This window comes from Rhizobium sp. BK008, from assembly GCF_014197345.1.
GTDB lineage: Bacteria > Pseudomonadota > Alphaproteobacteria > Rhizobiales > Rhizobiaceae > Rhizobium > Rhizobium anhuiense.
The window spans coordinates 74,666-100,457 of record NZ_JACIFK010000001.1; the positions used below are offsets into that span (position 1 = coordinate 74,666).

General features: G+C 60.7%; 25 protein-coding genes and 1 pseudogene. 15 read left to right on the forward strand and 11 right to left on the reverse strand.

What is annotated here, in order from left to right:
• The first annotated feature begins 127 nt into the window (after nucleotides 1-127).
• Both FHT69_RS00320 and FHT69_RS00325 read left to right on the forward strand, forming a co-directional pair.
• Nucleotides 128-1,944, forward strand: a pseudogene (locus FHT69_RS00320) (putative bifunctional diguanylate cyclase/phosphodiesterase).
• A gap of 344 nt (nucleotides 1,945-2,288) precedes the next feature.
• Nucleotides 2,289-3,137, forward strand: coding sequence for a GNAT family N-acetyltransferase (locus tag FHT69_RS00325; RefSeq protein WP_063474384.1), 849 nt, complete (start codon nucleotides 2,289-2,291; stop codon nucleotides 3,135-3,137).
• 3 nt (nucleotides 3,138-3,140) lie between these two features.
• On the opposite strand, the gene FHT69_RS00330 is transcribed toward FHT69_RS00325, so the two are convergent.
• Entirely contained in the window at nucleotides 3,141-4,058 is a 918-nt protein-coding gene (locus FHT69_RS00330; protein ID WP_063474385.1) for a DMT family transporter, read from the reverse strand.
• 191 nt (nucleotides 4,059-4,249) lie between these two features.
• Between FHT69_RS00330 and FHT69_RS00335 the strand changes: the two genes are divergently transcribed.
• Nucleotides 4,250-5,548 (forward strand): adenylosuccinate synthase, encoded by a 1,299-nt coding sequence (locus tag FHT69_RS00335; protein WP_047618643.1) that lies wholly within the window; start codon nucleotides 4,250-4,252, stop codon nucleotides 5,546-5,548.
• 60 nt (nucleotides 5,549-5,608) lie between these two features.
• Complete coding sequence (locus FHT69_RS00340; protein WP_183904751.1) at nucleotides 5,609-8,107, forward strand: hypothetical protein; 2,499 nt, start codon at nucleotides 5,609-5,611, stop codon at nucleotides 8,105-8,107.
• 122 nt (nucleotides 8,108-8,229) lie between these two features.
• On the opposite strand, the gene rpoH is transcribed toward FHT69_RS00340, so the two are convergent.
• Nucleotides 8,230-9,138, reverse strand: coding sequence for an RNA polymerase sigma factor RpoH (gene rpoH, locus FHT69_RS00345; RefSeq protein WP_018243318.1), 909 nt, complete (start codon nucleotides 9,136-9,138; stop codon nucleotides 8,230-8,232).
• Between the two features lie 178 nt (nucleotides 9,139-9,316).
• On the reverse strand, nucleotides 9,317-10,342 hold the full coding sequence (locus tag FHT69_RS00350; RefSeq protein WP_132573229.1) for an RluA family pseudouridine synthase: 1,026 nt from the start codon (nucleotides 10,340-10,342) through the stop codon (nucleotides 9,317-9,319).
• Nucleotides 10,343-10,385: 43 nt separating this feature from the next.
• On the opposite strand from FHT69_RS00350, the gene FHT69_RS00355 reads away from it, so the two are divergent.
• Nucleotides 10,386-10,772 carry a hypothetical protein gene (locus FHT69_RS00355; protein ID WP_025554582.1) on the forward strand — a complete coding sequence of 129 codons (387 nt, stop codon included), beginning with the start codon at nucleotides 10,386-10,388 and terminating at the stop codon, nucleotides 10,770-10,772.
• 7 nt (nucleotides 10,773-10,779) lie between these two features.
• Complete coding sequence (locus tag FHT69_RS00360; protein ID WP_025554580.1) at nucleotides 10,780-11,604, forward strand: TrmH family RNA methyltransferase; 825 nt, start codon at nucleotides 10,780-10,782, stop codon at nucleotides 11,602-11,604.
• A 46-nt stretch (nucleotides 11,605-11,650) separates the two neighbouring features.
• Here the strand turns inward: FHT69_RS00360 and FHT69_RS00365 are convergent, their stop codons facing one another.
• The gene (locus FHT69_RS00365; RefSeq protein WP_132573227.1) at nucleotides 11,651-12,817 is read right to left on the reverse strand and encodes a hypothetical protein; all 1,167 of its coding nucleotides are present in this window, start codon (nucleotides 12,815-12,817) and stop codon (nucleotides 11,651-11,653) included.
• Between the two features lie 116 nt (nucleotides 12,818-12,933).
• A complete protein-coding gene (locus FHT69_RS00370; RefSeq protein ID WP_025554577.1) occupies nucleotides 12,934-13,521 on the reverse strand; it encodes a DUF1134 domain-containing protein in 588 nt (195 codons plus the stop codon).
• A gap of 194 nt (nucleotides 13,522-13,715) precedes the next feature.
• On the opposite strand from FHT69_RS00370, the gene chpT reads away from it, so the two are divergent.
• Both chpT and FHT69_RS00380 read left to right on the forward strand, forming a co-directional pair.
• Nucleotides 13,716-14,363 carry a histidine phosphotransferase ChpT gene (gene chpT, locus FHT69_RS00375; RefSeq protein ID WP_097544908.1) on the forward strand — a complete coding sequence of 216 codons (648 nt, stop codon included), beginning with the start codon at nucleotides 13,716-13,718 and terminating at the stop codon, nucleotides 14,361-14,363.
• 121 nt (nucleotides 14,364-14,484) lie between these two features.
• Nucleotides 14,485-14,847: a response regulator gene (locus FHT69_RS00380; protein ID WP_010069020.1), complete on the forward strand. Its 363-nt coding sequence runs from the start codon at nucleotides 14,485-14,487 to the stop codon at nucleotides 14,845-14,847.
• Nucleotides 14,848-15,072: 225 nt separating this feature from the next.
• On the opposite strand, the gene ctrA is transcribed toward FHT69_RS00380, so the two are convergent.
• Nucleotides 15,073-15,774 (reverse strand): response regulator transcription factor CtrA, encoded by a 702-nt coding sequence (gene ctrA, locus FHT69_RS00385; protein WP_003542362.1) that lies wholly within the window; start codon nucleotides 15,772-15,774, stop codon nucleotides 15,073-15,075.
• Nucleotides 15,775-16,210: 436 nt separating this feature from the next.
• On the opposite strand from ctrA, the gene FHT69_RS00390 reads away from it, so the two are divergent.
• Entirely contained in the window at nucleotides 16,211-16,561 is a 351-nt protein-coding gene (locus tag FHT69_RS00390; protein WP_003542353.1) for a hypothetical protein, read from the forward strand.
• Between the two features lie 202 nt (nucleotides 16,562-16,763).
• Here the strand turns inward: FHT69_RS00390 and FHT69_RS00395 are convergent, their stop codons facing one another.
• The gene (locus FHT69_RS00395) at nucleotides 16,764-17,042 is read right to left on the reverse strand and encodes a GNAT family N-acetyltransferase (RefSeq protein ID WP_025602725.1); all 279 of its coding nucleotides are present in this window, start codon (nucleotides 17,040-17,042) and stop codon (nucleotides 16,764-16,766) included.
• A 55-nt stretch (nucleotides 17,043-17,097) separates the two neighbouring features.
• On the opposite strand from FHT69_RS00395, the gene FHT69_RS00400 reads away from it, so the two are divergent.
• Complete coding sequence (locus FHT69_RS00400) at nucleotides 17,098-17,643, forward strand: paraquat-inducible protein A (RefSeq protein WP_174824507.1); 546 nt, start codon at nucleotides 17,098-17,100, stop codon at nucleotides 17,641-17,643.
• 23 nt (nucleotides 17,644-17,666) lie between these two features.
• Here the strand turns inward: FHT69_RS00400 and FHT69_RS00405 are convergent, their stop codons facing one another.
• Nucleotides 17,667-17,942, reverse strand: a complete 276-nt coding sequence (locus tag FHT69_RS00405) for a DUF1153 domain-containing protein (RefSeq protein ID WP_007533628.1) — start codon at nucleotides 17,940-17,942, stop codon at nucleotides 17,667-17,669.
• Nucleotides 17,943-18,085: 143 nt separating this feature from the next.
• The gene (locus FHT69_RS34010; RefSeq protein ID WP_165932210.1) at nucleotides 18,086-18,601 is read right to left on the reverse strand and encodes a hypothetical protein; all 516 of its coding nucleotides are present in this window, start codon (nucleotides 18,599-18,601) and stop codon (nucleotides 18,086-18,088) included.
• Nucleotides 18,602-18,636: 35 nt separating this feature from the next.
• Here FHT69_RS34010 and FHT69_RS34015 point away from each other — a divergent pair, with 35 nt between their 5' ends.
• The gene (locus tag FHT69_RS34015; protein ID WP_246780682.1) at nucleotides 18,637-19,029 is read left to right on the forward strand and encodes a hypothetical protein; all 393 of its coding nucleotides are present in this window, start codon (nucleotides 18,637-18,639) and stop codon (nucleotides 19,027-19,029) included.
• Between the two features lie 122 nt (nucleotides 19,030-19,151).
• Here FHT69_RS34015 and FHT69_RS00415 read toward each other — a convergent pair whose 3' ends face one another.
• Nucleotides 19,152-19,877: a sugar transferase gene (locus FHT69_RS00415; protein WP_047618663.1), complete on the reverse strand. Its 726-nt coding sequence runs from the start codon at nucleotides 19,875-19,877 to the stop codon at nucleotides 19,152-19,154.
• Nucleotides 19,878-20,519: 642 nt separating this feature from the next.
• The gene (cysQ, locus tag FHT69_RS00420) at nucleotides 20,520-21,317 is read right to left on the reverse strand and encodes a 3'(2'),5'-bisphosphate nucleotidase CysQ (RefSeq protein ID WP_183904752.1); all 798 of its coding nucleotides are present in this window, start codon (nucleotides 21,315-21,317) and stop codon (nucleotides 20,520-20,522) included.
• 549 nt (nucleotides 21,318-21,866) lie between these two features.
• Here cysQ and FHT69_RS00425 point away from each other — a divergent pair.
• The 4 genes from FHT69_RS00425 to FHT69_RS00440 are packed head-to-tail and all read left to right on the forward strand — an operon-like array spanning nucleotide 21,867 to nucleotide 25,783.
• Nucleotides 21,867-22,769, forward strand: a complete 903-nt coding sequence (locus FHT69_RS00425) for a branched-chain amino acid ABC transporter permease (protein ID WP_047618665.1) — start codon at nucleotides 21,867-21,869, stop codon at nucleotides 22,767-22,769.
• 4 nt (nucleotides 22,770-22,773) lie between these two features.
• Nucleotides 22,774-24,165 (forward strand): high-affinity branched-chain amino acid ABC transporter permease LivM, encoded by a 1,392-nt coding sequence (gene livM / locus FHT69_RS00430; RefSeq protein ID WP_025570336.1) that lies wholly within the window; start codon nucleotides 22,774-22,776, stop codon nucleotides 24,163-24,165.
• The gene (locus FHT69_RS00435; protein WP_025554934.1) at nucleotides 24,165-25,040 is read left to right on the forward strand and encodes an ABC transporter ATP-binding protein; all 876 of its coding nucleotides are present in this window, start codon (nucleotides 24,165-24,167) and stop codon (nucleotides 25,038-25,040) included. The genes livM and FHT69_RS00435 overlap by 1 nt, the downstream gene beginning before the upstream one ends.
• Nucleotides 25,040-25,783, forward strand: coding sequence for an ABC transporter ATP-binding protein (locus FHT69_RS00440; RefSeq protein WP_025554932.1), 744 nt, complete (start codon nucleotides 25,040-25,042; stop codon nucleotides 25,781-25,783). Before FHT69_RS00435 ends, FHT69_RS00440 begins: the two co-directional genes overlap by 1 nt.
• Nucleotides 25,784-25,792: the final 9 nt, after the last annotated feature.

A 25,792-nucleotide genomic window follows, 5' to 3' on the forward strand; every position in this document is an offset into this window, starting at 1 on the left:
CGAGATACGGTAGACTGCAAGTTCCTTGATCCAAAAGGGGAAAGTCGTAACGAACAGTTCACCTAGTCACGAGTTCGATCATCAAGACAAGGCTTCATTAATGCCGGCCTGAGACCATATTGCAGTTATGCAAGCTTCTAAGGCTAGACCGCGTTGCCAGAAAATAAACCCACACGATCCGAACAAGAGTTTCAGGATCTTCTGCGCCGGCTCGAACTCGCTCTCGATGCATCGCGGATCGGTGTCTGGGAGCACAGTATCGCGAAGAACGGGATCTTATGGGACGCGCAGATGCACCGGCTCTACGAGACCGGCGAGTCGTTCCGGGAGGTGCCGGCATGGCTCTGGTCGAATGCCATCCATCCCGAAGATCGCGAGCAGGCCGAACGCGACTTCGACCACGCGATTGCGACACGGGGCGCCTATAATTCGCAATTCCGGATCGTGCTGCCGAGCGGCGAAATCCGCCATCTGCGCTCGCGCGCGCATTTCTACGTGGATGCGGAGGGGTCGCCTTCCTTCATCGGCGCCGAATGGGATGTGACTGCCGACGTACAGCTCAACGCGGAGCTGGCGCGGCAGAAGCTGGTGGCCGAGGCGAGAGCGCTGGCGCTCGAGGAGAGCAATGCGCGCATCGAGCATGTCGCCGATCACGATTATCTCACCGGCTTGTCGAACCGGCGCCTTCTCGACAAGCGGCTCGCGGAGCTGCCGGCCGACAAGAGCATCACGACGCTCGCGGTCCTGCATCTCGACCTCGACCAATTCAAGCAGATCAACGACAGCCACGGTCATGCGGCCGGAGACGCCGTGCTCAGGGCGGCAGCCCTTCGCATTACCGCTGCCATTCCCGCGAATGGCATGGTCGCCCGCGTCGGCGGCGATGAATTCGTCATCGTGCTGGTGAATTTCACCGATCTCACGGAACTGAAGCTGATCACCGAGGACCTCCAGCGCCGATTGCGCAAGAAGATCCGCTTCGGTCAGGAGATGCTGCAATCCGGCGCCTCGATCGGCGTATCCTGGAGCGGCGATCGGCGAGCGCGCAACCTGCTGGCCGAATCCGACCTGGCGCTCTACCAGGCCAAGAAGCTCGGGCGCAATCGCGTCGAATTCTTCACGCGGCAACTGCAGGAGGATCTGCGCGCCAAGCGCCGGCTAGCCGAAGAGCTGAAGCTCGGGCTGGAGCGCGGCGAGATCGTTCCCTATTATCAGGTGCAGCTCGACGCCAGGACACGGGAGGTCATCGGCTTCGAGGCGCTGGCGCGCTGGAAACATCCGGAAAAGGGTGTGCTCGCCCCGGTGATATTCCTGAAGATTGCCGATGAGCACGGACTTGCGGCGGAGATCGACGCGGCGATCCTCAAAAACGTTCTCCAAGACCGGCTGTTCTGGCTGTTGCGCGGCTTTGCGGTTCCGCGCATCGCCGTCAATATCTCGGCGTCGCGCCTTGCCGATCCGGCATTGCTCAACAAGCTGAGGAAACTCGACATCCCGCCCGGTGTGATCGTTTTCGAACTGGTCGAAACGATTTTCCTCGACGACAGCGACGAAAAACTGCTCGAGCATATCGGCGATATCAAACAGATGGGCATCGACATCGAGATCGATGATTTCGGATCGGGCCATGCCTCGCTCATCGGTCTCGTCAAGCTGCGGCCGAAGCGGCTGAAGATCGACCGGCAGCTCGTCACCGAGGTCGTCAGCTCCGCCGAGCAGCGGCGGGTGGTGGGGTCGATCGTGGAAATCGCCAAGGCGCTCGATGTCGAGGTGATCGCCGAGGGCATCGAGACCGAAGCGCATGCCGTCGTGCTGGCGCAGCTCGGCTGCGACGGCCTGCAGGGTTATGCCTTCGGTTATCCCGCCCCAGCCGCAGAGACAGACCGTCTTTTCGCATCGACGGCGAGCGGCATCGAAAAGCAGAAGACCGCGACGGGCGGTTGAACGGCCGGTGATCCTTTTTGCCGGCTGGCGAAAATGATTTCGGCCGGAATGCTCTCCTCGCCTTTCGGATCAGGCAGGCGATATCCTGTCGGCGCGGCGTTTTATTTGCCGCGGCAGGAAGATAAATGGGACACAAGTAATTTGCTTGAGCTTGCAACCGCATTGTTTCATGGTAAGGCGGAAACGAAGCTTTCTGCATTGCATCGAAAAATGATTATACGCGTCGTCAACACCATGAGCGCGGTTCTCCATCATTGACAGATGCAATCGGGGCGCCTGGGGCCTGACAATTGCTTTGCCGTTGCCGGGATGGACTTGCGGGACATTCAATCTGGGAAGGTCGCATGAATTCGGAATTTGCCGTTCGTTCGATGCGGCCCGGCGAACTGGAACTCGTACTCGAATGGGCGCGTCAGGAGGGCTGGAACCCGGGCCTCGATGATTCGCTTGCATTTCTCGAGGCCGATCCGTCGGGATTTTTCGTCGGCTCCATCGGTGAAGTCCCCGTCGGATCGATCTCGGTCGTCAAGTATGGCGAGAGTTTTGCCTTCCTGGGCCTCTACATCGTCCATCCCGATTTCCGCGGCAAGGGTTACGGCAAGGCGATCTGGGAGGCCGGCATCGCCAGCGCGGGAGACCGGACGATCGGTCTCGACGGCGTTGCCGCACAACAGGACAATTACCGCAAGGCGGGCTTCGAGCCTGCCTCTTCCACCATTCGCTACGGCGGTGTCGCCACCTCCTTGCCGGTTTCGACGCTGGTCGCGCAGCCGGTGCTCGATTCGCGTCTCGAAGGCCTGCAGCGGTATGATTCGGCGATCTTTCCGCAGCCGCGCGATGCCTTTCTTGCCGCCTGGTGCACCGGCCGCAAGGGCCGTCGCTCGGCGGTGGTGCGTAAGAGCGGCAAGATCCGCGGTTACGGCACGATCCGCCGCTGCTACGAGGGCTACAAGATCGGCCCGCTCTTTGCCAACGATGCCGACAGCGCCGCGGCGCTGCTTGCCGAATTGATCCCCGAGGCGAAGGGGGCTGCGATCTTCATCGACATTCCGGCGGAGAACCACGAGGCGGTCGCGCTTGCCGAAGGCCTCGGCCTTCAACCGGTGTTCGAGACGACGCGCATGTATCGCGGGCCGGCGCCGGCCATCCCGCTGAAACACGTCTTCGGTGTGACGACGTTGGAGCTTGGTTAGGGCCTAATCCAGAGGTGAGGCGGTTACGGTCGGAGCCGAGGCTTTCGGCCGGCCCTTTTCGGCGATTGCGATGCCGCCCAAAGTCAGTACCAGCGCGATGACATGGAAGGACTGCAGCGTCTCGCCGATCAGAGCTACGGAGAGCAGCGTCCCGAATACCGGCACGAGATTGATGAACAGCCCGGCCCGGTTGGCGCCGATGGCTACGACACCCTTGATATAGAGGATCTGCGCCACCAGCGAGGGGAAGATCGCCGTATAGAGCGTGATGACCCAACCGGCCTGGTCCGGCCACTGTGCGGCGCCGCGTTCGGCCTCCCAGATGAGCAGCGGCAGCGAGGTCAGCATGGCACCAAGCGCCGGGACCGCCATCAGCGTTCGCCAGTCGAGTGGCGGCTTCCAGCGCAGGAAGATCGTGTAGACCGAATAGGCGGCAATGGCGATCAGCATCAGTCCGTCGCCGCGGTTAAGGCTCAATTGCAGCAGCGTTGTGAGGTCGCCATGGGCGGCGGTCAGAGCAACGCCGATCAGCGTCATGCCGAAGCCGAGACATTGCGCCAGCGAGATGCCGGTGCGGAAGAACATGAAATTCAGCAGGAAGATCAGCATCGGGATGCCGGCCTGCTCGATGGCGACGTTGATCGCCGTCGTATATTGCACGGCCGAATAAAGCATCGCGTTGAAAAGCGTGTAGCCGATGACGCCGTAGAACAGCAGCAGCGGTAGGTTCTTCCTGACCACCGGCCAGTCCTTGCGCAGTTGCGGCACCGAAATGGCGACGATCACCGCCACGGCGAGGAACCAGCGCAGGAAGGTCAGCATCATCGGGCTGACATGCCCGAGCGCGAGTTTGCCGGCGACGGAATTGCCGCCCCAGCAGAGGGTGGCGATAACGAGGCAGATATAGGCCGTGGCTTGCAAGAGCGTTCTTCCCGTCTTTCTGCGGTCGTCGTCCGGCGTTTTGTGACGGGCAATAGCCTGCCGGCTGCTGATTTGTCACGTAAAAAGCCCAATCTACTGTGACAACAGGGTCGCTTTCCAAAAAACAAAGCTTTATAGATGCGCGGGTTTGAGCAGGTGCGCGGTTCAGCGCCGGTAACAGGAAGAGTTGGATGACGAACGTAGTCGTGGTCGGTTCGCAATGGGGTGACGAAGGCAAGGGCAAGATTGTCGACTGGCTTTCGGAGCGTGCGGATATCGTTGTGCGCTATCAGGGCGGACACAATGCCGGCCATACGCTCGTCATCGACGGCACGAGCTATAAGCTTTCGCTCTTGCCGTCCGGCGTCGTGCGCCCGGGCAAGATGGCGGTAATCGGCAACGGCGTCGTCGTCGATCCGCATGCGCTGATCGCCGAGATCGGCCGGCTGGAGGCGCAGGGCGTGACGGTTACGCCTGACAACCTGCGCATCGCAGACAATGCGACACTCATTCTTTCCCTGCACCGCGAGCTCGACGCGATGCGCGAGGATGCTGCGTCGAACAGCGGCACCAAGATCGGCACGACACGCCGCGGCATCGGTCCGGCCTATGAAGACAAGGTCGGCCGCCGCGCCATCCGCGTCATGGATCTTGCAGATCTCGAAAGCCTTTCCGGCAAGGTCGACCGTATTCTGACGCACCACAATGCGCTTCGCCGCGGCCTCGGCGTCGCCGAAGTCAGCCATGAAGCGATCATGGAAGAGCTGACTTCGATCGCCGATCGGGTGCTGCCGTTCCGTGACACCGTCTGGCTCTTCCTCGACAAGGAGCGCCGCAAGGGCTCCCGCATCCTCTTCGAAGGTGCACAGGGCAGCCTGCTCGATATCGACCACGGCACCTATCCCTTCGTGACGTCGTCGAACACCGTGGCCGGTCAGGCCGCGGCCGGTTCCGGCATGGGTCCCGGCTCGCTCGGCTATATCCTCGGCATCACCAAGGCCTATACGACACGCGTCGGCGAAGGCCCGTTCCCGACCGAGCTGAAGGACGCGATCGGCGAGTTCCTGGGCGAAAAAGGTCATGAGTTCGGCGTGGTGACCGGACGCAAGCGGCGCTGCGGCTGGTTCGACGCCGCGCTGGTGCGCCAATCGATCGCCACCAACGGCATCACCGGCATCGCGCTCACCAAGCTCGACGTGCTCGATGGCCTCGAGGAATTGAAGATCTGCGTCGGCTATATGCTCGACGGCGAACAGATTGATCATCTTCCCGCAAGCCAGGGAGCGCAAGCTAGGGTCGAACCGATCTACATCACGCTGGAAGGGTGGAAGGAATCGACCGTCGGCGCCCGCAGTTGGGCGGACCTGCCGGCACAGGCGATCAAGTATGTTCGCCAGGTCGAAGAGCTGATCGGGGCGCCTGTCGCGCTCCTTTCCACCAGCCCGGAGCGGGATGACACGATACTTGTGACCGATCCGTTTGAGGATTAAGCTCACGGGTCACTGTGGAGGATGGTTCGGTAGGGTACCGGACTTCTTGAGAAAGTACTGATGGCGGATTTTATTGCAGTTATTCGGCGGGCCGTCGACGGCTTGGCTGAAAATACCCCCGAAATGCGGGTGAAGGTCTACGAACGTGCCCGCGGCGCAGTGCAGCGGCAGCTCGAGAACATGAAGCCGCGTCCGCCGGAAGCCATGCTGCAACGCCAGCTCGAAAAGCTCGAGGCCGCCATCCGCGAAGTGGAAGGTGAACACTCCGAAGCGCTGTCGCTCGACGAGCCTGTTGCCGCCGCCACCGCGCTGGACTCCGCAGAAGAACAAGCGCTTCACGACGAAAGCGAACCGGCGCCTGTGCCGGAGACTGATGTCGAGGAGCCGGTTGACGAAGCCTATGCCGAGCCGCAAGCGGCCGAGGCCGCCGACGAGCCCGGTCACGTGGAAGCTGCTGCCTCGCCCGAGGAAGCTGAGGAAGAGGTCGCTGCCGAGGAACCCCTTTCCGCGGAAGCATCCGTTCCCGCGGAAACTCCTGTTCCCGCGGAAGCTCCTGCTTCCGCCGAGACATACTGGCATCCCTCGCATGAGGAGGAAGCGCCGGCCGAGGAATGGCATGCCAGCGAGGCGCGCGACGTCGCTGCCGAGGATGTGCCGGCCGAACATGACGGCTGGGAGCCGCCCGTTGGGGATCACGACGAACAGGCCGGCGACTATCATGCGGACGAGCAGCATCCTGCGGAAGCCGAAGAGGTTGCGGCGGAACCGGTGGCGGTGGAGGCTGACGAGCCGGAAGTCGAGGAGGCTTACGAGCCCGCCGAGCCGCTTCAGCCGGTCACGCGTGGCATAGATCACGCGTCGAACCGGCTGGTTGAGCCGGTCGCCGATTTCGATCGCCCGCAGGAGTTCGTCGAGCACAGCCGCGAGGAGCCGCTGCAGGCCGACGCCGCGGCGCATTTCGATCCCGTCTGGGCCGAGCCCGCCGCCGAGACGCCGGCTCCGGCGCCCAAAGATGCGGAGACCGAATGGGCGGAAGAGGAACTCAGGCAATATTCGCAGACGGCGCCGATCACCGCGGATGCTTCGGCGCGCGCCTTCGAGGAGGTGATATCGAGCCTCGAAAATGCGGCCCCCGCCGCCGTCATGCCGGCTGCCAAGGAAAGTTTCTCCTGGGAGACGGCCGCTTTCGACGATCTGCCGCCGATCGAGGCCGGCAGCAATAAGAAGACGCCGGTCGCCTCGCATTTCGACGATGTCGATATCTTCGCAGAAGTGCACAACGGCAAGCCGGCGCCTGCCAACGCTGCGCCGAGCGAAGACTGGCGCGAGGCGAAGGCGCTGCGCGGCTACGACCGTCGCGGTTCGGTCGCCGCTGACGACGATGACTCCAATCCGGCGATGGATATCGATCAGATTGTTGCGTCCAAGCTGCAGGGCAAGAATTTCCGGATGGAGCCGAAGCGCCGTCGCTTCGGCCTCGGCACCGTGATCACGCTCCTCTTCGCCCTCATCCTGATCGGTGGCGGCGCCTATGCCGGCTGGATGAACAGAGAGGCGCTGGTGGCGATGGTCGACGGGCTTGTCAGTTCGGCACCGTCGCAGGCGACCCGGAACGAGGCGGCAACACCGCCGGCTGGCTCCGCGACGCCTGCCCAGCCTGAGCCAGCGACGCCTGCTCAGCCGACCACGCCAGGAGCGCAGAATACGCCAGTGGCACCGGCGCAGCCGAACCCGAACCCGCAGGTGGCGTCAATGAACAATGACGGCGCCGCGGCCAATTCGAAATTCACTCAGCGGCTGCTGACCGATGGGACAGAGGTCGACAGCGGACCGGCCACGGTGCCGGGAACGCCGACGGCAGAAGGAAAATCGGTCGCCGAGCAGAACGTCGCGGCAGCCGATACGCCGGCTGCCAGCGCACAGGGCGATGCGGCACCCGCCGAAACGCTGACGCCGAACGGTCCGGCGGCATCGCCGCAGCAGACCGCGCCCGTTGGTTCGTCGCAAAAGATGTTCCTCTATGAGGAGCGCATCGGCCAGAGCTCGCCGACGGCAATCGAGGGATCGGTCATCTGGAGTGTGCAGCACGAGGCCGGTCAGGGCGGACGGCAGGAGGCGACGGTGCAGGGCAATGTCAGCGTGCCCGAGCGCAATCTCTCGGCTCTCATCACCTTCAAGCGCAATTCCGATCCGTCGCTGCCGGCAAGCCATCTCGTCGAGGTGGTCTTCTCGGTGCCGCCGAATTTCGAAGGCGGCAGCATCGACAGCGTCCAGCGCATCTCGATGAAGCGCACAGAGCAGGACCGTGGTGACGCGCTGATTGCGGTTCCGGCCAAAATCACCGACGATTTCCACATGATCGCGCTCAACGACTATCCCGATGCGCGCAAGGCCAATCTCGACCTGATGGCGACCCGTAGTTGGATCGATATGCCGATCACCTATCGCAACGGCCGCCGCGCGCTGCTGACGATGGAAAAGGGCGACACCGGAACGAACGCCTTCAACACCGCGATCAAGGAATGGACCGCCCTCGGGGATGTGTCGACGAGCCAGTGATGGTTTTTTCCGCAATGCCAACTTTATCGGACTTTGGCGGCTGACGAGGCTGCGAAAAGCGAATGAAACAGAAAAGGCGGGCCGCAAGGACCCGCCTTTTTCAATTCTATCACGCGGCAGGTTTATGCCGTGGCTTCGACGACGCGGACGGCCTTGGCGCGTTCCAGCGCTTCCTTGCGGACCGCATCCTGCACCTTTTCGAAGGCGCGGACCTCGATCTGGCGGACGCGTTCGCGGCTGATGTCGAATTCGGTCGAAAGGTCCTCCAGGGTCACGGGATCCTCAGCGAGGCGGCGAGCCTCGAAGATGCGGCGTTCGCGCTCGTTCAGCACGCTCATCGCTTTCGCCAGCATGCGCCGGCGGGTGTCGAGCTCATCCTGTTCGATCAGCACGTCTTCCTGGCTGTCATGGTCGTCCACCAGCCAATCCTGCCATTGGCCGCTATCACCTTCGGCTGCCTTGATCGGCGCGTTCAGCGAAGCGTCGCCGGAAAGGCGGCGGTTCATCGAAATGACCTCCTCCTCCGAGACGTTCAGCTTGGTGGCGATTTCCGAGACGTGCTCCGGCTTCAGGTCGCCGTCGTCGATCGCCTGGATGCGGCCTTTCAGCCGACGCAGGTTGAAAAACAGGCGCTTCTGGTTGGCGGTCGTGCCCATCTTTACCAGCGACCACGAGCGCAGGATATATTCCTGGATCGAGGCCTTGATCCACCACATGGCGTAGGTGGCGAGGCGGAAGCCGCGCTCGGCATCGAACTTCTTGACGGCCTGCATCAGGCCGACATTGCCCTCGGAGACGACTTCGCCGATCGGCAGGCCGTAGCCGCGATAACCCATCGCGATCTTCGCGACGAGGCGAAGATGGCTGGTGACCAGCTTGTGGGCGGCGTCGCGATCGCCATGCTCGGCATAACGCTTGGCGAGCATGTATTCCTGCTGCGGCTCGAGCATCGGGAATTTGCGGATTTCGTCGAGGTAACGATTGAGACCGGCTTCGCCGGCGGTAATGGACGGCAAGGTATTTCGGGCCATAGTGCACCCTCCTAAAGTGAATTCCGGCTCCCGATGGAAACGCGTTCTCGCGTTAAAAAAGGCAAACCGGGACGTGCGGCTCTACTGTGAGCCCGCACTAAATCCATATACAGATAAGTGTGGCGAAACGGCGGTTCAAGGGTGCCGCTCACGCAGGTGTGAGTTGGAAGAGGGGTCTCTATCGCCGCAGTGCCTCGACCAATTCCACCATATCATCCGGCAGCGGCACTTCGAAATGCATGATTTCGCCGGTGCGGGGATGCTCGAACTGCAGCATGAAGGCATGCAGCGCCTGGCGGTCGAAACCGTTGACGACCTTACGGATCTCTTCGGGCAGAAGATTGACCTTGGTCTTGAAGCCTGCGCCGTAAACCGTGTCGCCGAGCAGCGGATGGCCGATATGGGCCATGTGGACACGGATCTGGTGGGTGCGCCCGGTTTCGAGGTGGCACTCGACCAGCGAGGCGAACGCGGTGGCGTCCGGCTTTTCGTGGAAGCGTTCGACCACCGTGTAGTGCGTGATCGCCGCGTCGGCGTCATGACTGTCGGGGCGCTTGACGGCGCGGCGCGTGCGATCGCCGGTGGCGCGGCCGAGCGGCGCGTCGACGGTGCCCGTCAGCGAGCGCGGCCGGCCCCAGACGACTGCCTGGTAGGCCCGCTCCAGCGGCATGGTGCGGCCGTGGTCGGCAAATTGAAGCGAGAGGTGGCGATGGGCGATGTCGTTCTTGGCGACGACCATGACCCCTGTCGTGTCCTTGTCGAGACGGTGGACGATGCCGGGGCGGCGCACGCCGCCGATGCCGGAGAGCGTATCGCCGCAATGGTGGATCAGTGCGTTGACCAGCGTTCCTGTCCAATTGCCGGGACCGGGATGGACGACGAGACCGGAAGGCTTGGAGATGACGATGACGTCGTCGTCCTCATGGAGGATAACGAGCGGGATGTCCTCGCCCTGCGGCGTCGGGTCTTCCGGCTCGGGCAGCGTGATCTCGAAACTATCGCCGGTGCGCACCTTGCGCTGCGGGTCGGTGACGGGTTCTCCGCGCAGAAAAACCTGGCCGTCCTTGATCAGCGCCTTGATGCGGCTGCGTGAAAATTCCTCGCCAACCTGCGCCGTCAGCCAGGCGTCGAGCCGGCCTTGGGCGGTTTCATCGGCAGTCAGGACTTTTCTATTGCCGGCTGCTTGTTTAAAGGGGTCGCTCAAGACGCTTCTTCTCCGACGTATTTTTTTAGAACGGGACGCACAGATGACAGCAATCGAGCCAGACGACCAGGAAGAGAAGCCCCTTGATCCGGCGATGGAAAGTGTCCGGCGCAAGATGGTCCGCCTGCAGATCGTTTCCGGCGCCATCATGTTCGTGAGCCTTATGGCGGTCTTCGGTGCCGTTGTCTACAAGACGATGCGCGACGATCCGAAGGAGACGGCAGCAACCGTTGCCGCCTCCGGCGTGCCCTCGGATGCGCCGCTTGCCGCGACCGTTTCTCTGCCGCTCGGCTTCAAGGTGCAGTCGACCTCGTTGTCTGCCGGGCAGATCCTGTTTTACGGCGAAACCGTCGAGGGCAAGAACAAGGCCCTGGTCTTCGACCTCAGGACCGGCCGTACCGTCGCCGACGTCACCGTCGCGGGCAATTGAGGTCGGCATGGCCGCCGTCCCGATCGCCATCGACAGCGCCGACGATCCGCGCCTCGCCGAATTCCGCGACATAAGAGAGCGCGACCTGACGGGTCGCGAGAACCGCTTCATCGCCGAGGGCACCGTCGTGCTGCGCATGCTTGCCGAGGCGCATGCGGGAGACCGCGGCTTTTTCGCCGAAAAGATTCTGCTGCTGCGCAATCGCGTCGAGGGCGTGCTGCCCATCCTGGAGCGGTTTCCGGCCGATGTGCCAGTCTATGTCGCCGAGGCCGATGTGCTTAACGGCGTCGTTGGCTTCCATCTGCATCGCGGCGTTCTCGCGCTCGGCCGGCGGGAGGATGGCGGAGAGGGTGCCCTTCTCGCGGCGCTGCCGGAACGGGCGCTGGTGCTGGTCGGCTGCGGCATTTCCAATCACGACAATGCCGGCTCGATGTTCCGCAATGCGGCCGCCTTCCGGGCGGATGCGGTGCTGCTCGACGAAACTTCCTGTGATCCGCTTTACCGCAAGGCGTTGCGTGTTTCGGTCGGTTCGGTGCTGAGCGTTCCACATCGGCGCGGCGGCAAGGCGCTGGATGTGCTCCTGGCGCTTGCCGAACGGGGCTTTGCCATCTGGACGCTTTCGCCGCACGGCAAGACCGATATACGCGCCATTCCGGCTTCAGCGCGCATGGCGCTGGTCGTCGGCACGGAAGGGGAGGGCTTGCCCGAGGCGCTGCTTGCGCGTTTCCAGAGCGCCCGCATTCCACAGTCGGAGGACCTCGACAGCCTCAACGCTGCGACGGCGACGGGGATCGCGCTGTTTTCCATGGCTTCCGCGATGGCGCGGATCTAACCGGGGTTATCTGGCAGATCGGCATGATGGCGCGCCGCCGCGCGTCCTATCGGACGCGCTCGGGATCGGCGATGATTGCGGCCGCCCTGTCGGCAAGGCTGATGCGATCGTTTGGGTTCTTTTCCGCGGTATCCGCCAGCAAGGTACGGATCGGCGAGGAGGGACCTTCGTTGAGGGCGGTCAGCGCCACCATGTTGGCGGCGATCGAGGCGATCTCCTCGCGGATCGCGCCATCGCGCCCGGATACCGCCTTTGCCTTCTGCAGGCGCTCGGCAAGGGCGGCGCTGCGCGTGCGGACATCCTCGCCGATCTCGGCGATGACGTCGGCGGTGCCGAGCGCGGATACTGTCGTGTCTTCGACCGTCATTTCCGCCGGCAGCTCGGCGGCCATCCCGGCAAGGCCGGCGTCGCGCAGCACCCGGTTGACCTTGCGGATCTCGGCATTGGCGGCCTTCAACTGTTCCTTCAACTTGGCAATCTCCTGCAAGCGGCGGGCGACCAGGGTTTCCTTTTCGGCGACGGAAGCGCTCTCGCGCGCGGCCTTGTCCTCCAGGCGGATCACCATATGCTGCTGCTGCGTCAGTTTCTGTTCGGCGTCCCTGGCGCGCTTCTGCAAAAGAGTCACGTCCTGGCGTAAGGTATCGCGTTCGTCACGCAGCGCGTTGGCGCGGAATTTCAGGCTCTCCGCCTCGGTCTCGCGCGCGGCCAGGTCGATCCTCAGCCCATCGGCCTGTTCACCGAGCTTGCTCAGCCGCGTCCTCATCGTCGCCAGTTCGCTTTCCTTATTGGCAGCGGACTGCTCGGCAATATGCAAATTGGTCTTCAACTGGCTGATATAGTTCTCGTCCTTGCGCAGATGCGAGCGTTGCTCGGCCGCTTCGACATGCATCTCGCCGATCTGGGCCTGCAATTCGCCGATCTCAGCGGCAAGCCTGCCGGCGTCGACGGCGAGTGCATCATGGCGAAGCTGGAGCGACAGGGATTTCTCGCGCTCACGCAGAAGGTCCTGGGTGGTGCGGGCGTTCTCGGCGGCATAGAGCGCGCGGACCATATCCTTCTGGGCGCGAACTTCCTGCGGGCTCAGCGGCATGGTCGCCTTCAGCCGGTTCTCGGTATACCAGACGATGCGGCGATGAACGGCGGGCGAGACCAGAAAGACGAGGAAGGCCGCGGTCAGGAAGCCCAATCCGAACAAGAGAGCATATTCGATCACGGCGCGGCCATCGGTAAGAAGGTTGATACGGGTTCAGCCGCGATGATTAAGCGCGCATGATGCACATGGCAAGGCCGCCGGTGCGGGCGGCCGCGGATTCCAGCGGCTTGGCGGCCTCAGAAGGGGTTCCAGGTTGGCGCCTGGGTGATCTTGAGATAGCCGACATTAACACCCAGGCGGGCGCCGACACCGGTGCGGATCGGCACGACCAGCACGTCGTTGTTCTTGAGCAGCGTCATGCCGAAGCCGGCGATCACATAGGCCGAGCCGCTGACGCCGCCGAAGCGGGCATAGATGCCGTTGATGGAGGGCAGGTCGTAGACCAGCATCATCACCCGCGAGCCCTGGCCGCCGTAATCGAGGCCGAGCGAGGGCCCCTGCCAGTAGAGATTATGTTCGCCGGCATTCTTGGTATTCAGCTGGCCTTCGCCGTAGGTCAGACCGGCGATGAAGGCGCCGCCGCCTTCCTGTCCGAGGATATAGCCGTTCGGCAGGCCGTATTTCTGGAAGGCACTCTCGACCACTTTGGCAAGCCCGCCGCTGGCGGAGCCGAAGAAGGAGTGGCCGGCATCGACGATTTCCTGCATCGTATACTGGCCGTTGTCCTGGGCGGCGGCCGGCCCGGCAACCATCAGCGAGGAGAAGACGAGGGCCGAAAGCAACCTGCAGAAGCCGATGAATCGGTGCGGAATTTGAGGGCGCATGGTGTCATCCGTTCGTCGTTTGGCTGAGAGCGGGCAACCGCTCGCGGCGATTGGTGCATTTTGCGCCGATGATCTTAACAATCGGTTTACCAAATATGGTGTCATTATGGCATCGAGTACGATCGCAAACTTCGCGCAATTTTGATGAAGCATATTCCGGGCGCAATGAAATTGCCGCCCCTCAGGAGACGATGATGTCCAAGAACCCCAATCTCACCCTGTCCGGCCCGGATCTGGCCGCGCTTCTCTGCAGCCGCGTTTGCCACGATGTCATCTCGCCCGTCGGCGCGATCAATAACGGGCTGGAACTCCTGGATGAGGGTGGCGCCGATTCCGATGCAATGGACCTGATCCGCACCAGTGCGCTCAACGCTTCCGTCCGCCTGAAATTCGCACGCCTCGCCTTCGGCGCGTCGGGCTCTGTCGGCGCCTCGATCGACACCGGCGAGGCCGAACGCGCCGCCAAGGATTTCGCCATTGCCGAGAAGAAGACCGAGGTGATCTGGAACGGACCGCGCGCCATCGTCGCCAAGAATCGCGTCAAGCTGTTGCTCAACCTCTTCCTCGTTGCCTATTCGGCCATTCCGCGCGGCGGCGTGCTTGAGGTAACGCTCGAAAATCCCGAATTCGATGCCAGGTTCACGCTCACGGCCAAAGGCAAGCTGATGCGCTTGCCGCCGAAATTCGTCGAGATATCGACCGGCACGATCGAGGAGGCGATCGACGCCCATTCGATCCAGCCCTATTATACCGTTCTTCTGGCGCAGGAGTGCGGAATGACGCTCGATCACAGCGCCAGCGCCGAAGAACTGGTGTTCACCGCGGTGGCTGCGGCCGCCTGATTTTTGCGCGTAAAACGAGTATCGGTGTTCGCGCGGTAACGATTCCTTAGCCTGATCGACCTATGCTTGGCTGCTGTTTAGAGGCCTTTGCAAGGACAGATGCAGGGGTAAAGGAGTCGCCATGCAGAGATTCATGATCACCGATAATTCGGACATCGTCCGCAAGGTCGGCAAGCGCATTCTCTCCGAACTCGACTTTCTCGTCAGCGAGGCCTCCAATGCCGGCGAGGCGCTGCAGCGCTGCCAGGCGGAGCTGCCGGAATATCTGATCGTCGATTCCGGCATGGAAGGCGCTCTCGACCTCATCGCCGCCATCCGCGCCATGGACGGCGGCAAAGAGGTCAAGATCTATTACTGCGTCGTCGAGGCGGATCTGAAGAAGCTGATGGCTGGCAAACGGGCCGGCGCCACCGACTTCCTGCTGAAGCCGTTCGATCGCAAGATCCTGACAGCCGTCTTCGGAAACCGCGCGATCGCCGCCTGACGGCAGATCTCATCCCGCCCAATCGGCGACCTTGGAGCATAATGCCGAAAGTGCAAGCGCGTTCGGCCGCCGCAACGCTCTATTTTTTTGACCGAAAGACAGGGAATTTCAGGCCGATCCAGCCTGAAATCCTCTCCGTCACGGCGGCTTGTTGTTGCCGGCAGAAACGAAAAATCCCGCCGGAAAGGCGGGATCTTCGTTTATCCGATAAGGGGGATCGGAAAATCAGGCGGTTTCGGCGTATTCGGCCCCATCCGGCTCGCGAAGAACGTAACCACGGCCCCAGACGGTCTCGATGTAGTTGGCGCCGCCGGCAGCGTTGGCGAGCTTCTTGCGCAGCTTGCAGATGAAGACGTCGATGATCTTCAGTTCCGGTTCGTCCATGCCGCCGTAAAGGTGGTTCAGGAACATTTCCTTGGTGAGGGTGGTGCCCTTGCGGAGCGAAAGCAGCTCCAGCATCTGGTATTCCTTGCCGGTCAGGTGGACGCGCTGGCCACCGACTTCGACAGTTTTGGCGTCGAGGTTGACGATCAACTCGCCGGTCATGATGACCGACTGGGCGTGACCCTTGGAGCGGCGGACGATAGCGTGGATGCGGGCGACGAGCTCGTCCTTGTGGAACGGCTTAGTCATGTAGTCGTCGGCGCCGAAGCCGAGGCCGCGAACCTTGTCTTCGATGCCGGCCATGCCCGACAGAATGAGGATCGGTGTCTTGACCTTGGACAGCCGGAGCGTGCGGAGCACTTCATATCCGGACATGTCGGGCAGGTTCAGATCGAGAAGGATGATGTCATAATCATACAGCTTGCCCAGATCGACGCCTTCTTCACCGAGATCGGTGGTATAAACATTAAAACTTTCTGATTTCAGCATCAACTCGATGCTCTGCGCCGTAGCGCTGTCATCCTCGATGAGAAGTACCCGCATAATTATCCCCTTTACCGCCGCCGAAAGGTGGTCTGGCCCCCTACACGATACCGAACACGCTACGTGATTTGGAAGCTGCCACGAAATGGTTAACAAATTCTAATTCACTCTGGCAAGGAGTATCGAATTTATTAAATAATTTTTCCATTTCTCTGTTTTCCAATAGGAATCTCAAAAAGGCTCTCCTCAACTTTTACATTAGGAAAAGGCGCTAAGTGATTCATCCGACTCGCCAATGAAAAGGTTCGAACTTCATGCCTCGGCATTTACCGACCCTTAAATCATCGGGCCTATCATTAACGATGCCCGTAAACGAAAGGTTACCAGCGGTAGGTATTTGTTAATATCGCAGGAAATTTTTTAGCAAACCGTGTCAAAGCGGCGCGCAGGGCGGTTTCAAGTTGAGCCGGGGTCTCGCATCACGGGAGTAATGCGTATGAAGTCGCGAGAGAGTCTCGTTCGCCTGAAGGAATTTCAGGTGAACGAAAAACGACGTCAATTGCAGCAGTTGCAGATGATGATGTCCGAATTCGAACGGATGACGAAGGATCTGGAGAGCCAGATCGTCGTCGAGGAAAAGAAGTCCGGTATTTCCGACCCGAATCACTTTGCTTATCCGACCTTCGCCAAGGCCGCGCGTCAGCGGGCCGATAACCTGCAGGTTTCGATCAAGGAACTGAAGATGCAGGAAGAGACGCTGGAAATGGCGCTCGAGGAGATGCAGGCGGAATATGCAAGGGCGACGGCGCTGGAAGAGCGTGACGGCGGCGCCCGCGCAAGGGCGTAAGAAAACGGCGGGCGCCGGCTTCGGCGCCCTGGGATCGCCACTGAGAAGCCATGTATGATGGGCACGCTGTCCGTCATACATGGCTTTTGGTGTTTGCCTGACGGTGTCACTCCCACCGGCGACGAGATTCGTCACCGACGGCGAGGATTTGCCTTATGGACGTCGTGCTCCCAAAACCGTTGCACGGTTTTGGGAGCACGCTTCAATTCACGACATCCTTCCATTCCGGATGGCGTTGCGCCTGCGCCTTGAAGAAGGGGCAAAGCGGAATGATCTTCCAGCCGCCGGTACGGGCTGCTTCCACAGCATGGAGCGCCAAGGCCTGGCCGACACCCTTGCCGCGCAGCGCATCGGGAACGGCGGTGTGATCGATGATGACGAGCGTCGGCGATGTGCGTGAATAGGTCATCTCAGCCTCATGCCCTTCGACCTCGGCCGCATAACGGCCGCCGGAGGCGCCTTCCTCATTTCGAATGTCCATTGTCTTTCCTCGCAGCGAATATTGTCGTAGCGGACCGTGACACGGCGGCGCGGTCGTGCCAAGCCGTGGAAGGAATAGGGACAGGAGACGGAGTGTTCATGCAAAATATCGGATCGATACGAGGCTCAGGGCAATGAGTGCACTTTCGATGATCCGTCCGGTCCTTCTCGTGGCGGCGCCGTTCTTCCTGGCACTCGGCCTGGTTTTGCCGCTGGTCCGTTTCGAGACGCTGTATTTTTTCGACAGGACGCCGTCGCTCATCGAAGTCGTCGTGTCGTTGTGGCAAGGCGGGGATGGGCTGCTGGCGGCGATCGTCGCACTGGTTTCGATTCTGCTGCCGCTTCTGAAGATGATCGGGATCGCTGCAGAGGCAACGGCCGCCGGCGGCGGGGCCGGCAGTCTGTTCTATCGTCGAGTCGTACCGCATCTGTCCAAGTGGTCGATGATGGACGTGCTGCTGGTTGCGATCGTCATTGCGGCGGCGAAGACGACGGGGCTGGCGGATGCTTTCACGCAGCCCGGTCTCTGGTGCTACGCGGCCTCGTCAATGATTTCGGGCCTTCTTCATTCCCTCATGGGAGATGCGTCCGGCCCGAAATAAATGTCGTCGATGCTGGGGATTGATCAGTGACGATATTGCTGGATGCGCGTGGTGCGCAGGCCGGCGAGACCGTGACTGTTGATCGACGATTGCCAGGAGAGGAATTCTTCGACTGTGAGCGTGTAACGCTCGCAGGCCTCTTCCAAGCTCAACAAGCCACCGCGGACAGCCGCGACAACCTCTGCCTTACGGCGAATCACCCAGCGCCGCGTATTGGGCGGCGGGAGATCCGCGATCGTCAGGGGGCTGCCATCGGGGCCGATGACATATTTTACTCGGGGACGTATCATTTCGGTCATTGGACTCTCTACACAACGCAAGACCACGAAGCCCACTCTAGCCTGCCACATTTAAAAATTGCCTAAACCCATCGTAAGACTTTGATAACAAATTTAGACGCCCCGCCCTGGTCGGTGATTGGCGGCCGCCGCCTGCCGTTACGTCAATTTGCAGCGCCTGCATGGGAGGCATGCCGGATAAATATCACCCCAATTTCCCTGGATGATGTTATCAGCGCGGCAACATAGGAATGAGGGCGAGACCCGTCGTCTCCCTTCTTTCCGCTGTATCGGTCCTGTTCGTGCTTTTTGAACTTCGATCCTTTGGATGCGGGGGCAGAAGCCGTCTTTGCCGATCCTCCGGCGTGAGCTTCCTGCCGCAGGGCAGCGGGGCCGATCCGAAGCCGGCCATACGAGGATATGAAGATGACAAGACGTGAGCGCGCAGCCGACGACTGCGCTGTGGATGCGGCATTTTCGCCTTCTGAGGCCGATGGCGGCGGATTTCGCTCAACGACGGCAAGGAACGGCTTGGCGGGGTGGCGAAGCTTGCGGGCTTCGACTTCCATCTGTTCTCGGCTTTCCGGCGGAGAGACCGTACCGCCTTCACCGGAAACCGGTTGATCAGCACCTTGCCGCAAAGCCTTATCGGCTTTTACGAGGTTGCCGATCTCTTCCATTGCAGCAAACTGGTGAACGAGATGAAACGACGATCATGCCGATCTTCTGCGGGGAGGGGGCGTTTGCGGGCGGTGCCGCCAATCGGGAAAACCGCCGTTTCAACACGCTCTTTCCGATGCTAGAGCTGAAGAACACCGTCGCCTTTCCGCCACCCGTCGCTGACCTGAAACGGTACATCTTCGCCTTTTCAGGTGGCTGTCCCAATCCTCACACAGGAATGGGCGATGGCGCTGCTGCACGGGCGCATGGAGCTTCTGGGCCCGCGGCGCTGTCATACGCAGCCGCCCGAGCAACGACGAGATCGCGGTCGTTCTCGATCTCTCGTCGTATACGGTGGCGGGGTTATCTGAAGAGCGCGATGCGCAAGCTCGATTCGGTCAGCCGCATGCAGGCGATTGCCACGGCATTCCAGTACCGGGTGCCATAAAGCGCGTTGCATCACGCTTTGGGTCTTTGTCCTATGCAGATCGCCCAAAACCGCTACGCAGTTTTGGGCGATCTGTGTAAGGCAGCAGATGTCTGGGCTGAAAAGCTTGAAAGCGGGGAAGCTTAGAAGCCCTTTCCGCCGGTCAGCTCCGACACGACGGTTCCGGCAATGATGCGCATATCCATCCAGATCGAAAAATTTCCGACGTAATAGAGATCGCTGACGATGCGGGCGCGTGCTTTGGCCGGGCGGTCGGTAGGGCCGCGCAGGCCGCGCATCTGGGCAAGGCCGGTCATCCCAGGACGCATCGCGTGGCGCTGATGGTATTCCGGTACGAGCTCTTCGTAGAGCATGCCGCCGGCGCGCATGCCGATTGCATGGCAACGCGGACCGACGACCGACATATCGCCCAACAGCACGTTCAGCAACTGCGGCAACTCATCGATATTCGTGCGGCGCAGAATGGCGCCGATGCGGGTGATGCGTGGATCGTCCTTCACCGTCTGGGCAATGCCGGAGACATCGCAGAGATCGGTGCGCATGGAGCGGAACTTGTAGACCTTGATGGTCTTGCAGTTCTTACCCCAGCGGGTCTGCTTGAACAGCACCGGTCCCGGGCTGTCTAGCTTGATCAGCAGGGCGACGAACAGGAGGAAGGGCGCGAGGACGAGGAGGGCGCTCAACGACGAAACAATGTCGAACGCCCGCTTCAGGACCATATCCATCAATGGCGCCTGCGGCGCATCGCTGTGGATAACCGGGGTCTGGATCTTCAGGCTCGGCTGCTGGCGGCGGCTCGGCCGGAAGGATTCTGTCGAAATGCTGTTGTTTAGTTCCGTGATGCTCAAGGATCGTACTCTGTTGTCTTCGAGGGGGCGCGGCGGCAATAGGCGATCAATGGTTAACCCTGTCACCAGGGCTGCACTCAGGTCTTGGTAACCCTACTAAAACGGAAAAATGCGACAATTGTGTAATGGTGTCCAGAGAAATATCGCATCGCAGCAAATCTTTCGCATTTGCGTTAAGTTGAGGCAAGCTCATGATATTTCGTTAATAATTGGAATTTTGTCAAAGTTTCTAGGCCCTTGGCAGGGGTTCGCAGGGGGCCGGGGGCGCGTCGTTTCGACACGTGACCTAGGTCTCTTAAGCGTATTTGTTAACGGAACAGGAGGCGAAATTTTTGTGATGAGGATATCGATCACTGCCGAAGCCGTGTCGAAATGTGACAAAATCAAGGCGGGATTGATGGCGGGCAGCGTCTTGAAACGATGCAAAGCAACGAATTCGTCCCCAGAATCGCTTGATAAGGCCCGATAACGCGAATCACTTCACGGCTGGAAACGGGATCGCGGCCATGCTTCCGGGAGGGACGGCTTGCTCAGTTGGCGCGCACCGGAGGCCGGCTGCGGATTGTCGCGACAGGGCTGAACTCATGGTTACGATGCAGAGAATCGCACCGCCTGCCGGTATTCAGCGATTTGTAAGGATGGTCACGCCGGTTCGAGGACGCGTTTCCTGCCGCCCCAGGAGATGAAGTTCGGGTTGGCGAAGTCGAAATCGGCGGCCTTTCCCGTCTTGCCGTAGGTCAGCAATGTTCCGTCCAGTGTCACCGTTGAGCCGCCAGCGGCGCGCAGCACCGCATCGCCGGCCGCGGTGTCCCACTCCATCGTGCGGGTGAAGCGCGGATAGACGTCGGCCTTGCCTTCGGCCAGCAGGCAGAACTTCAGCGAGGAGCCGATATTGGTGCATTTGAAGATCGCGTGGTCGGCGAGGAAGCTCCCGGTCTCCGGGCTGTTGTGGCGAAGGCTTGCAAGCGCCAGCCTGTCGTCCGGCTGTTCGCGCACCGTGATTGCACTGCGTGCGCTAACGGTGAAATCGTCGGCGACGACGAGCCTCTCGGCGTGACCGCACTCTCCGGAGAAGACTAGCCCGAGCGCCGGCGCATAGACGATGCCGGCCACCGGGGCGCCGTTCTCGATATAGGCGATGTTGACGGTGAATTCCTGCCGTCCTTCGACGAATTCACGCGTACCGTCGAGAGGGTCGACCAGAAAGAAGCCTCGGCCGCTGATGTCGGGCACCTTGCCGGCAGCGACCGATTCTTCCGCCACCACGGGTATCTCGGGATAATCTCTGGCGAGATGAGTAAGGATGATGCGTTCGGCCTCCTCGTCGGCGACCGTGACCGGACTTGCATCCGCCTTCATCGCGACGGGGAAACCTTCGCGCAGGACCGTCATGATGGCCTTGCCGGCTTCGAGCGCCGCCTTTTCAAATGTCCTCAGCATTGTCCTTTTGCCGTTCGCCATGCGGGCCGAGCACCCCACTGTCGCTCGTCCGCAAACCATCCCTGTCACACCATATACCTGTCAAAGATTGATATGGTGTTTCCCGTTGCGCTTCGCACCCTTACACGTAAGGCAGTGATGCTACCATAAGTTCCCAGTCCTGTCAGAGGAGATGGTGGGCAGTCGCTCATGAAATGGCATTCGGAAAAGCGTCCGGTTTGAGGTCTGAATTTGCGTAATCTTCCAATTTTGTGGAATAGCTTGCACAGCAGACGGCGCAAGAAATCGGTGGCAACATTGCCGAACGTTTAACCGCGTGGCGATTTCTGGCTAAAAATCCGCCGCTCCATGCCGTTTTTATGTGGATTTTGGTTCAAAACGAACCATTTAGCCCTGTTCTGACAAGAATCTGTCGGAATAAATCCTTTTTGTCTTCACATTTCCAACGAAACCGGTATGCATTCGGCCTATGAGGTTCCCTGAAACGGGGAACCAAAGAACCAAAAAGAGATGCAGTGTCTTCCGCTCGCATCCAGGGGAAAACGACATATGGAGTATTTCGTCCAGCAGCTCTTCAATGGGCTGACGCTCGGATCCATCTATGGCCTTGTGGCTATTGGCTATACGATGGTTTATGGCATTATCGGCATGATCAATTTCGCCCATGGCGACATCTTCATGCTCGGTGGTTTCGCCGCTCTTATCGTCTTCCTCGTCCTCACATCCATCTTCGCAGGTCTCCCGGTGGCAATTCTGCTGCTGGCGATGCTTGTCGTCGCGATGCTGATGACGAGTTTATGGAATTGGACGATCGAGCGCGTCGCATACCGTCCCTTGCGCGGGTCTTTCCGCCTGGCGCCTCTGATCACGGCAATCGGCATGTCGATCACGCTGTCCAACTTCATCCAGGTGACGCAGGGTCCGCGTAACAAGCCGATCCCGCCGATGGTGAGTTCGGTCTACCAGTTCGGCAACATCTCGGTATCGCTGAAGCAGATCATCATCATCGCGATTACGGCGGTGCTGCTGACGATCTTCTGGTATATCGTCAATCATACTTCGCTTGGCCGCGCCCAGCGCGCCACCGAGCAGGATCGCAAGATGGCCGCATTGCTCGGCGTGAATGTCGATCAGACGATCTCGATCACCTTTGTGATGGGGGCGGCGCTGGCTGCTGTCGCCGGCACGATGTATCTGATGTATTATGGCGTCGCTTCGTTCGCCGACGGCTTCACGCCGGGTGTGAAGGCATTTACCGCAGCTGTTCTCGGCGGCATCGGCTCGCTGCCGGGCGCCGTTCTCGGCGGGCTGATGATCGGCCTCATCGAATCGCTGTGGTCGGCCTATTTCACCATCGCGTACAAGGATGTCGCGACCTTCGCCATCCTCGCTTTCGTACTGATCTTCAAGCCGACGGGTATCCTGGGGCGGCCGGAAGTCGAGAAGGTATAACGTCATGGCAAACATTGAGAATTCTGCAGGCAAGCCCGATGCCGGACTTGTCCGCAAAGGCCTTACCGAAGCCCTTTTCGCCGCTGTCCTGTCGTTCGGCATGTTCGTTCTCTATGTCGGCCTCAAGACCGACCAGAATATCAACAACGAGCTGATCATCGTCCAGCGCTGGGGATTGCTTGCAATCTTCGTCGCCGTTGCCGCGATCGGGCGCTTCGCCATGGTCGTTTTCATCAAACCGAATATCGACCGTCGCAAGCTCTCGAAGGCGCGCGAGGGCGAGCTCGACATCTCGACCGAGAAGGGCTTCTTCCGTCGGCATTTCCTGAAGATCTCGCTGATAGCACTGCTGCTCTATCCCGTGGTGATCGTGGCGTTGGTCGGCGCTCAGGGCTCGCTGAAATGGGTCGATAATTTCGGTATCCAGATCCTGATCTACGTGATGCTTGCCTGGGGACTCAACATCGTCGTTGGCCTGGCCGGCCTGCTCGATCTCGGTTATGTCGCCTTCTACGCGGTTGGCGCCTATTCCTATGCATTGCTGTCGAGCTATTTCGGCTTTTCCTTCTGGGTATTGCTGCCGCTTTCCGGCATCTTCGCAGCCCTCTGGGGCGTCATCCTCGGCTTCCCGGTGCTGCGCCTGCGCGGCGACTACCTCGCCATCGTGACGCTTGCCTTCGGTGAAATCATCCGCCTCGTGCTCATCAACTGGACCGACGTGACCAAGGGCACTTTCGGTATCTCGAGCATTCCGAAGGCGACACTCTTTGGTATTCCCTTCGATGCGACGGCCGGCGGCTTTGCCAAGCTCTTCCACCTGCCGATGTCGTCTGCCTATTACAAGATCTTCCTCTTCTATCTTATCCTGGCGCTCTGCATGCTGACGGCCTACGTCACCATCCGGCTGCGCCGCATGCCAATCGGGCGTGCCTGGGAAGCGTTGCGCGAAGACGAGATCGCCTGCCGTTCGCTCGGCATCAACACGGTGACGACCAAGCTCACCGCCTTTGCGACGGGCGCCATGTTCGGCGGGTTCGCCGGCTCGTTCTTCGCAGCCCGCCAGGGCTTCGTCTCGCCGGAATCCTTCGTCTTTCTGGAATCGGCCGTCATCCTCGCCATCGTCGTTCTTGGCGGCATGGGGTCGTTGACCGGCATCGCGATCGCCGCGATCGTCATGGTCGGCGGCACCGAGGCGCTGCGCGAAATGGACTTCCTGAAAGCGGTCTTCGGGCCCGACTTCACGCCGGAACTTTACCGCATGCTGCTCTTCGGTCTCGCCATGGTCGTCGTCATGCTGTTCAAGCCGCGCGGTTTCGTCGGCTCACGTGAACCGACTGCCTTCCTCAAAGAGCGCAGGGCAATATCCGGAAGCTTCATCAAGGAGGGCCACGGTTGATGAGCCCCGTTATCAATACAATGTCGAGCGATACGCTTCTCAAAGTTGAACACCTGTCGATGAAGTTCGGCGGCCTGATGGCCATCAACGACTTCTCCTTCGAAGCCAAGCGCGGCGATATTACTGCGCTGATCGGGCCGAACGGTGCCGGCAAGACCACGGTCTTCAACTGCATCACCGGCTTCTACAAGCCGACGATGGGCATGATCACGCTCAACCAGAAGAGCGGCAAGCAGTACCTGCTGGAGCGTCTGCCGGACTTTCGCATCACCAAGGAAGCCAGGGTGGCGCGTACTTTCCAGAACATCCGGTTGTTCTCCGGTCTGACTGTTCTAGAAAACCTGCTCGTTGCCCAGCACAACAAGCTGATGAAGGCATCGGGTTATACCATCCTCGGCCTTATCGGCGTCGGTCCCTATAAGCGGGAAGCGGCCGGAGCGATCGAGCTTGCCCGCTTCTGGCTCGAGAAGGCCGACCTGATCGACCGCGCTGACGACCCTGCCGGCGATCTGCCTTATGGCGCCCAGCGGCGTCTGGAAATCGCTCGCGCCATGTGCACCGACCCGGAGCTGCTTTGCCTGGACGAACCGGCTGCAGGCCTGAACCCGCGGGAATCGGCAACGCTCAACGCGCTGCTGCAGAATATCCGTGCTGAAACCGGAACGTCGATCTTGCTGATCGAGCATGACATGTCGGTGGTCATGGAAATTTCCGACCACGTCGTCGTTCTCGAATACGGCCAGAAGATTTCCGATGGCACGCCGGATCACGTGAAGCACGATCCGAAGGTCATCGCGGCCTATCTCGGTGTCGAGGATGAAGAAGTGGAAGAGGTGATCGCGACCGTCGAGCAGCTCGAAGGAGGCGCAAACTGATGGGCGATGAAGTAATGACGGGTCAACCGCTCCTTCAGGTGAATGGCGTCGAAACGTATTATGGCAATATCCGTGCACTGGCCGGCATCGATGTTCACGTCAACAAAGGCGAGATCGTCAGCCTGATCGGCGCCAATGGCGCCGGCAAATCGACGCTGATGATGACGATCTGCGGCAGCCCGCAGGCCCGCACCGGTTCGGTCGTCTTCGAGGGCCGCGAAATCACTCGCATGCCAACTCATGAAATCGCCCGCCTGCGCATCGCGCAGTCACCGGAAGGCCGCCGTATCTTTCCGCGCATGACGGTTCTGGAAAACCTCCAGATGGGCGCCGGCCTCGACAATCTCAAATACTTCGCCGAGGACGTCGAGAAGATCTTCACGCTCTTCCCGCGCCTCAAGGAACGCCATGCCCAGCGCGGCGGAACGCTTTCGGGCGGTGAGCAGCAGATGCTGTCGATCGGCCGCGCGCTGATGGCGCGCCCGAAGCTGCTTCTTCTCGACGAACCCTCGCTAGGTCTTGCGCCGCTGATCGTCAAAGGCATTTTCGAGGCGATCAAGAAGCTCAACGAGGCGGAGGGGTTGACCGTTTTCCTCGTCGAGCAGAACGCCTTCGCCGCCCTCAGGCTGTCGCACCGCGCCTACGTGATGGTGAACGGCAAGGTGACGATGAGCGGCTCCGGCAAGGAGCTTCTCGCCAATCCCGAGGTCCGCGCTGCCTATCTCGAAGGCGGAAGACACTAGGTCGAAAGG

Bases quoted from the DNA above. Each gene is read 5' to 3' on its own strand.
- chpT (WP_097544908.1), top strand. From the start codon at position 13,716: ATGTCCAAGAACCCCAATCTCACCCTGTCCGGCCCGGATCTGGCCGCG.
- cysQ (WP_183904752.1), bottom strand. From the start codon at position 21,317: ATGCTGAGGACATTTGAAAAGGCGGCGCTCGAAGCCGGCAAGGCCATC.
- FHT69_RS00335 (WP_047618643.1), top strand. From the start codon at position 4,250: ATGACGAACGTAGTCGTGGTCGGTTCGCAATGGGGTGACGAAGGCAAG.
- FHT69_RS00440 (WP_025554932.1), top strand. From the start codon at position 25,040: ATGGGCGATGAAGTAATGACGGGTCAACCGCTCCTTCAGGTGAATGGC.
- FHT69_RS00380 (WP_010069020.1), top strand. From the start codon at position 14,485: ATGCAGAGATTCATGATCACCGATAATTCGGACATCGTCCGCAAGGTC.
- FHT69_RS34010 (WP_165932210.1), bottom strand. From the start codon at position 18,601: ATGGAAGAGATCGGCAACCTCGTAAAAGCCGATAAGGCTTTGCGGCAA.
- FHT69_RS00325 (WP_063474384.1), top strand. From the start codon at position 2,289: ATGAATTCGGAATTTGCCGTTCGTTCGATGCGGCCCGGCGAACTGGAA.
- FHT69_RS00390 (WP_003542353.1), top strand. From the start codon at position 16,211: ATGAAGTCGCGAGAGAGTCTCGTTCGCCTGAAGGAATTTCAGGTGAAC.
- FHT69_RS00370 (WP_025554577.1), bottom strand. From the start codon at position 13,521: ATGCGCCCTCAAATTCCGCACCGATTCATCGGCTTCTGCAGGTTGCTT.
- FHT69_RS00355 (WP_025554582.1), top strand. From the start codon at position 10,386: ATGACAGCAATCGAGCCAGACGACCAGGAAGAGAAGCCCCTTGATCCG.
- livM (WP_025570336.1), top strand. From the start codon at position 22,774: ATGGCAAACATTGAGAATTCTGCAGGCAAGCCCGATGCCGGACTTGTC.
- rpoH (WP_018243318.1), bottom strand. From the start codon at position 9,138: ATGGCCCGAAATACCTTGCCGTCCATTACCGCCGGCGAAGCCGGTCTC.
- FHT69_RS00395 (WP_025602725.1), bottom strand. From the start codon at position 17,042: ATGGACATTCGAAATGAGGAAGGCGCCTCCGGCGGCCGTTATGCGGCC.
- ctrA (WP_003542362.1), bottom strand. From the start codon at position 15,774: ATGCGGGTACTTCTCATCGAGGATGACAGCGCTACGGCGCAGAGCATC.
- FHT69_RS00340 (WP_183904751.1), top strand. From the start codon at position 5,609: ATGGCGGATTTTATTGCAGTTATTCGGCGGGCCGTCGACGGCTTGGCT.
- FHT69_RS00435 (WP_025554934.1), top strand. From the start codon at position 24,165: ATGAGCCCCGTTATCAATACAATGTCGAGCGATACGCTTCTCAAAGTT.
- FHT69_RS34015 (WP_246780682.1), top strand. From the start codon at position 18,637: ATGCCGATCTTCTGCGGGGAGGGGGCGTTTGCGGGCGGTGCCGCCAAT.
- FHT69_RS00360 (WP_025554580.1), top strand. From the start codon at position 10,780: ATGGCCGCCGTCCCGATCGCCATCGACAGCGCCGACGATCCGCGCCTC.
- FHT69_RS00425 (WP_047618665.1), top strand. From the start codon at position 21,867: ATGGAGTATTTCGTCCAGCAGCTCTTCAATGGGCTGACGCTCGGATCC.
- FHT69_RS00405 (WP_007533628.1), bottom strand. From the start codon at position 17,942: ATGACCGAAATGATACGTCCCCGAGTAAAATATGTCATCGGCCCCGAT.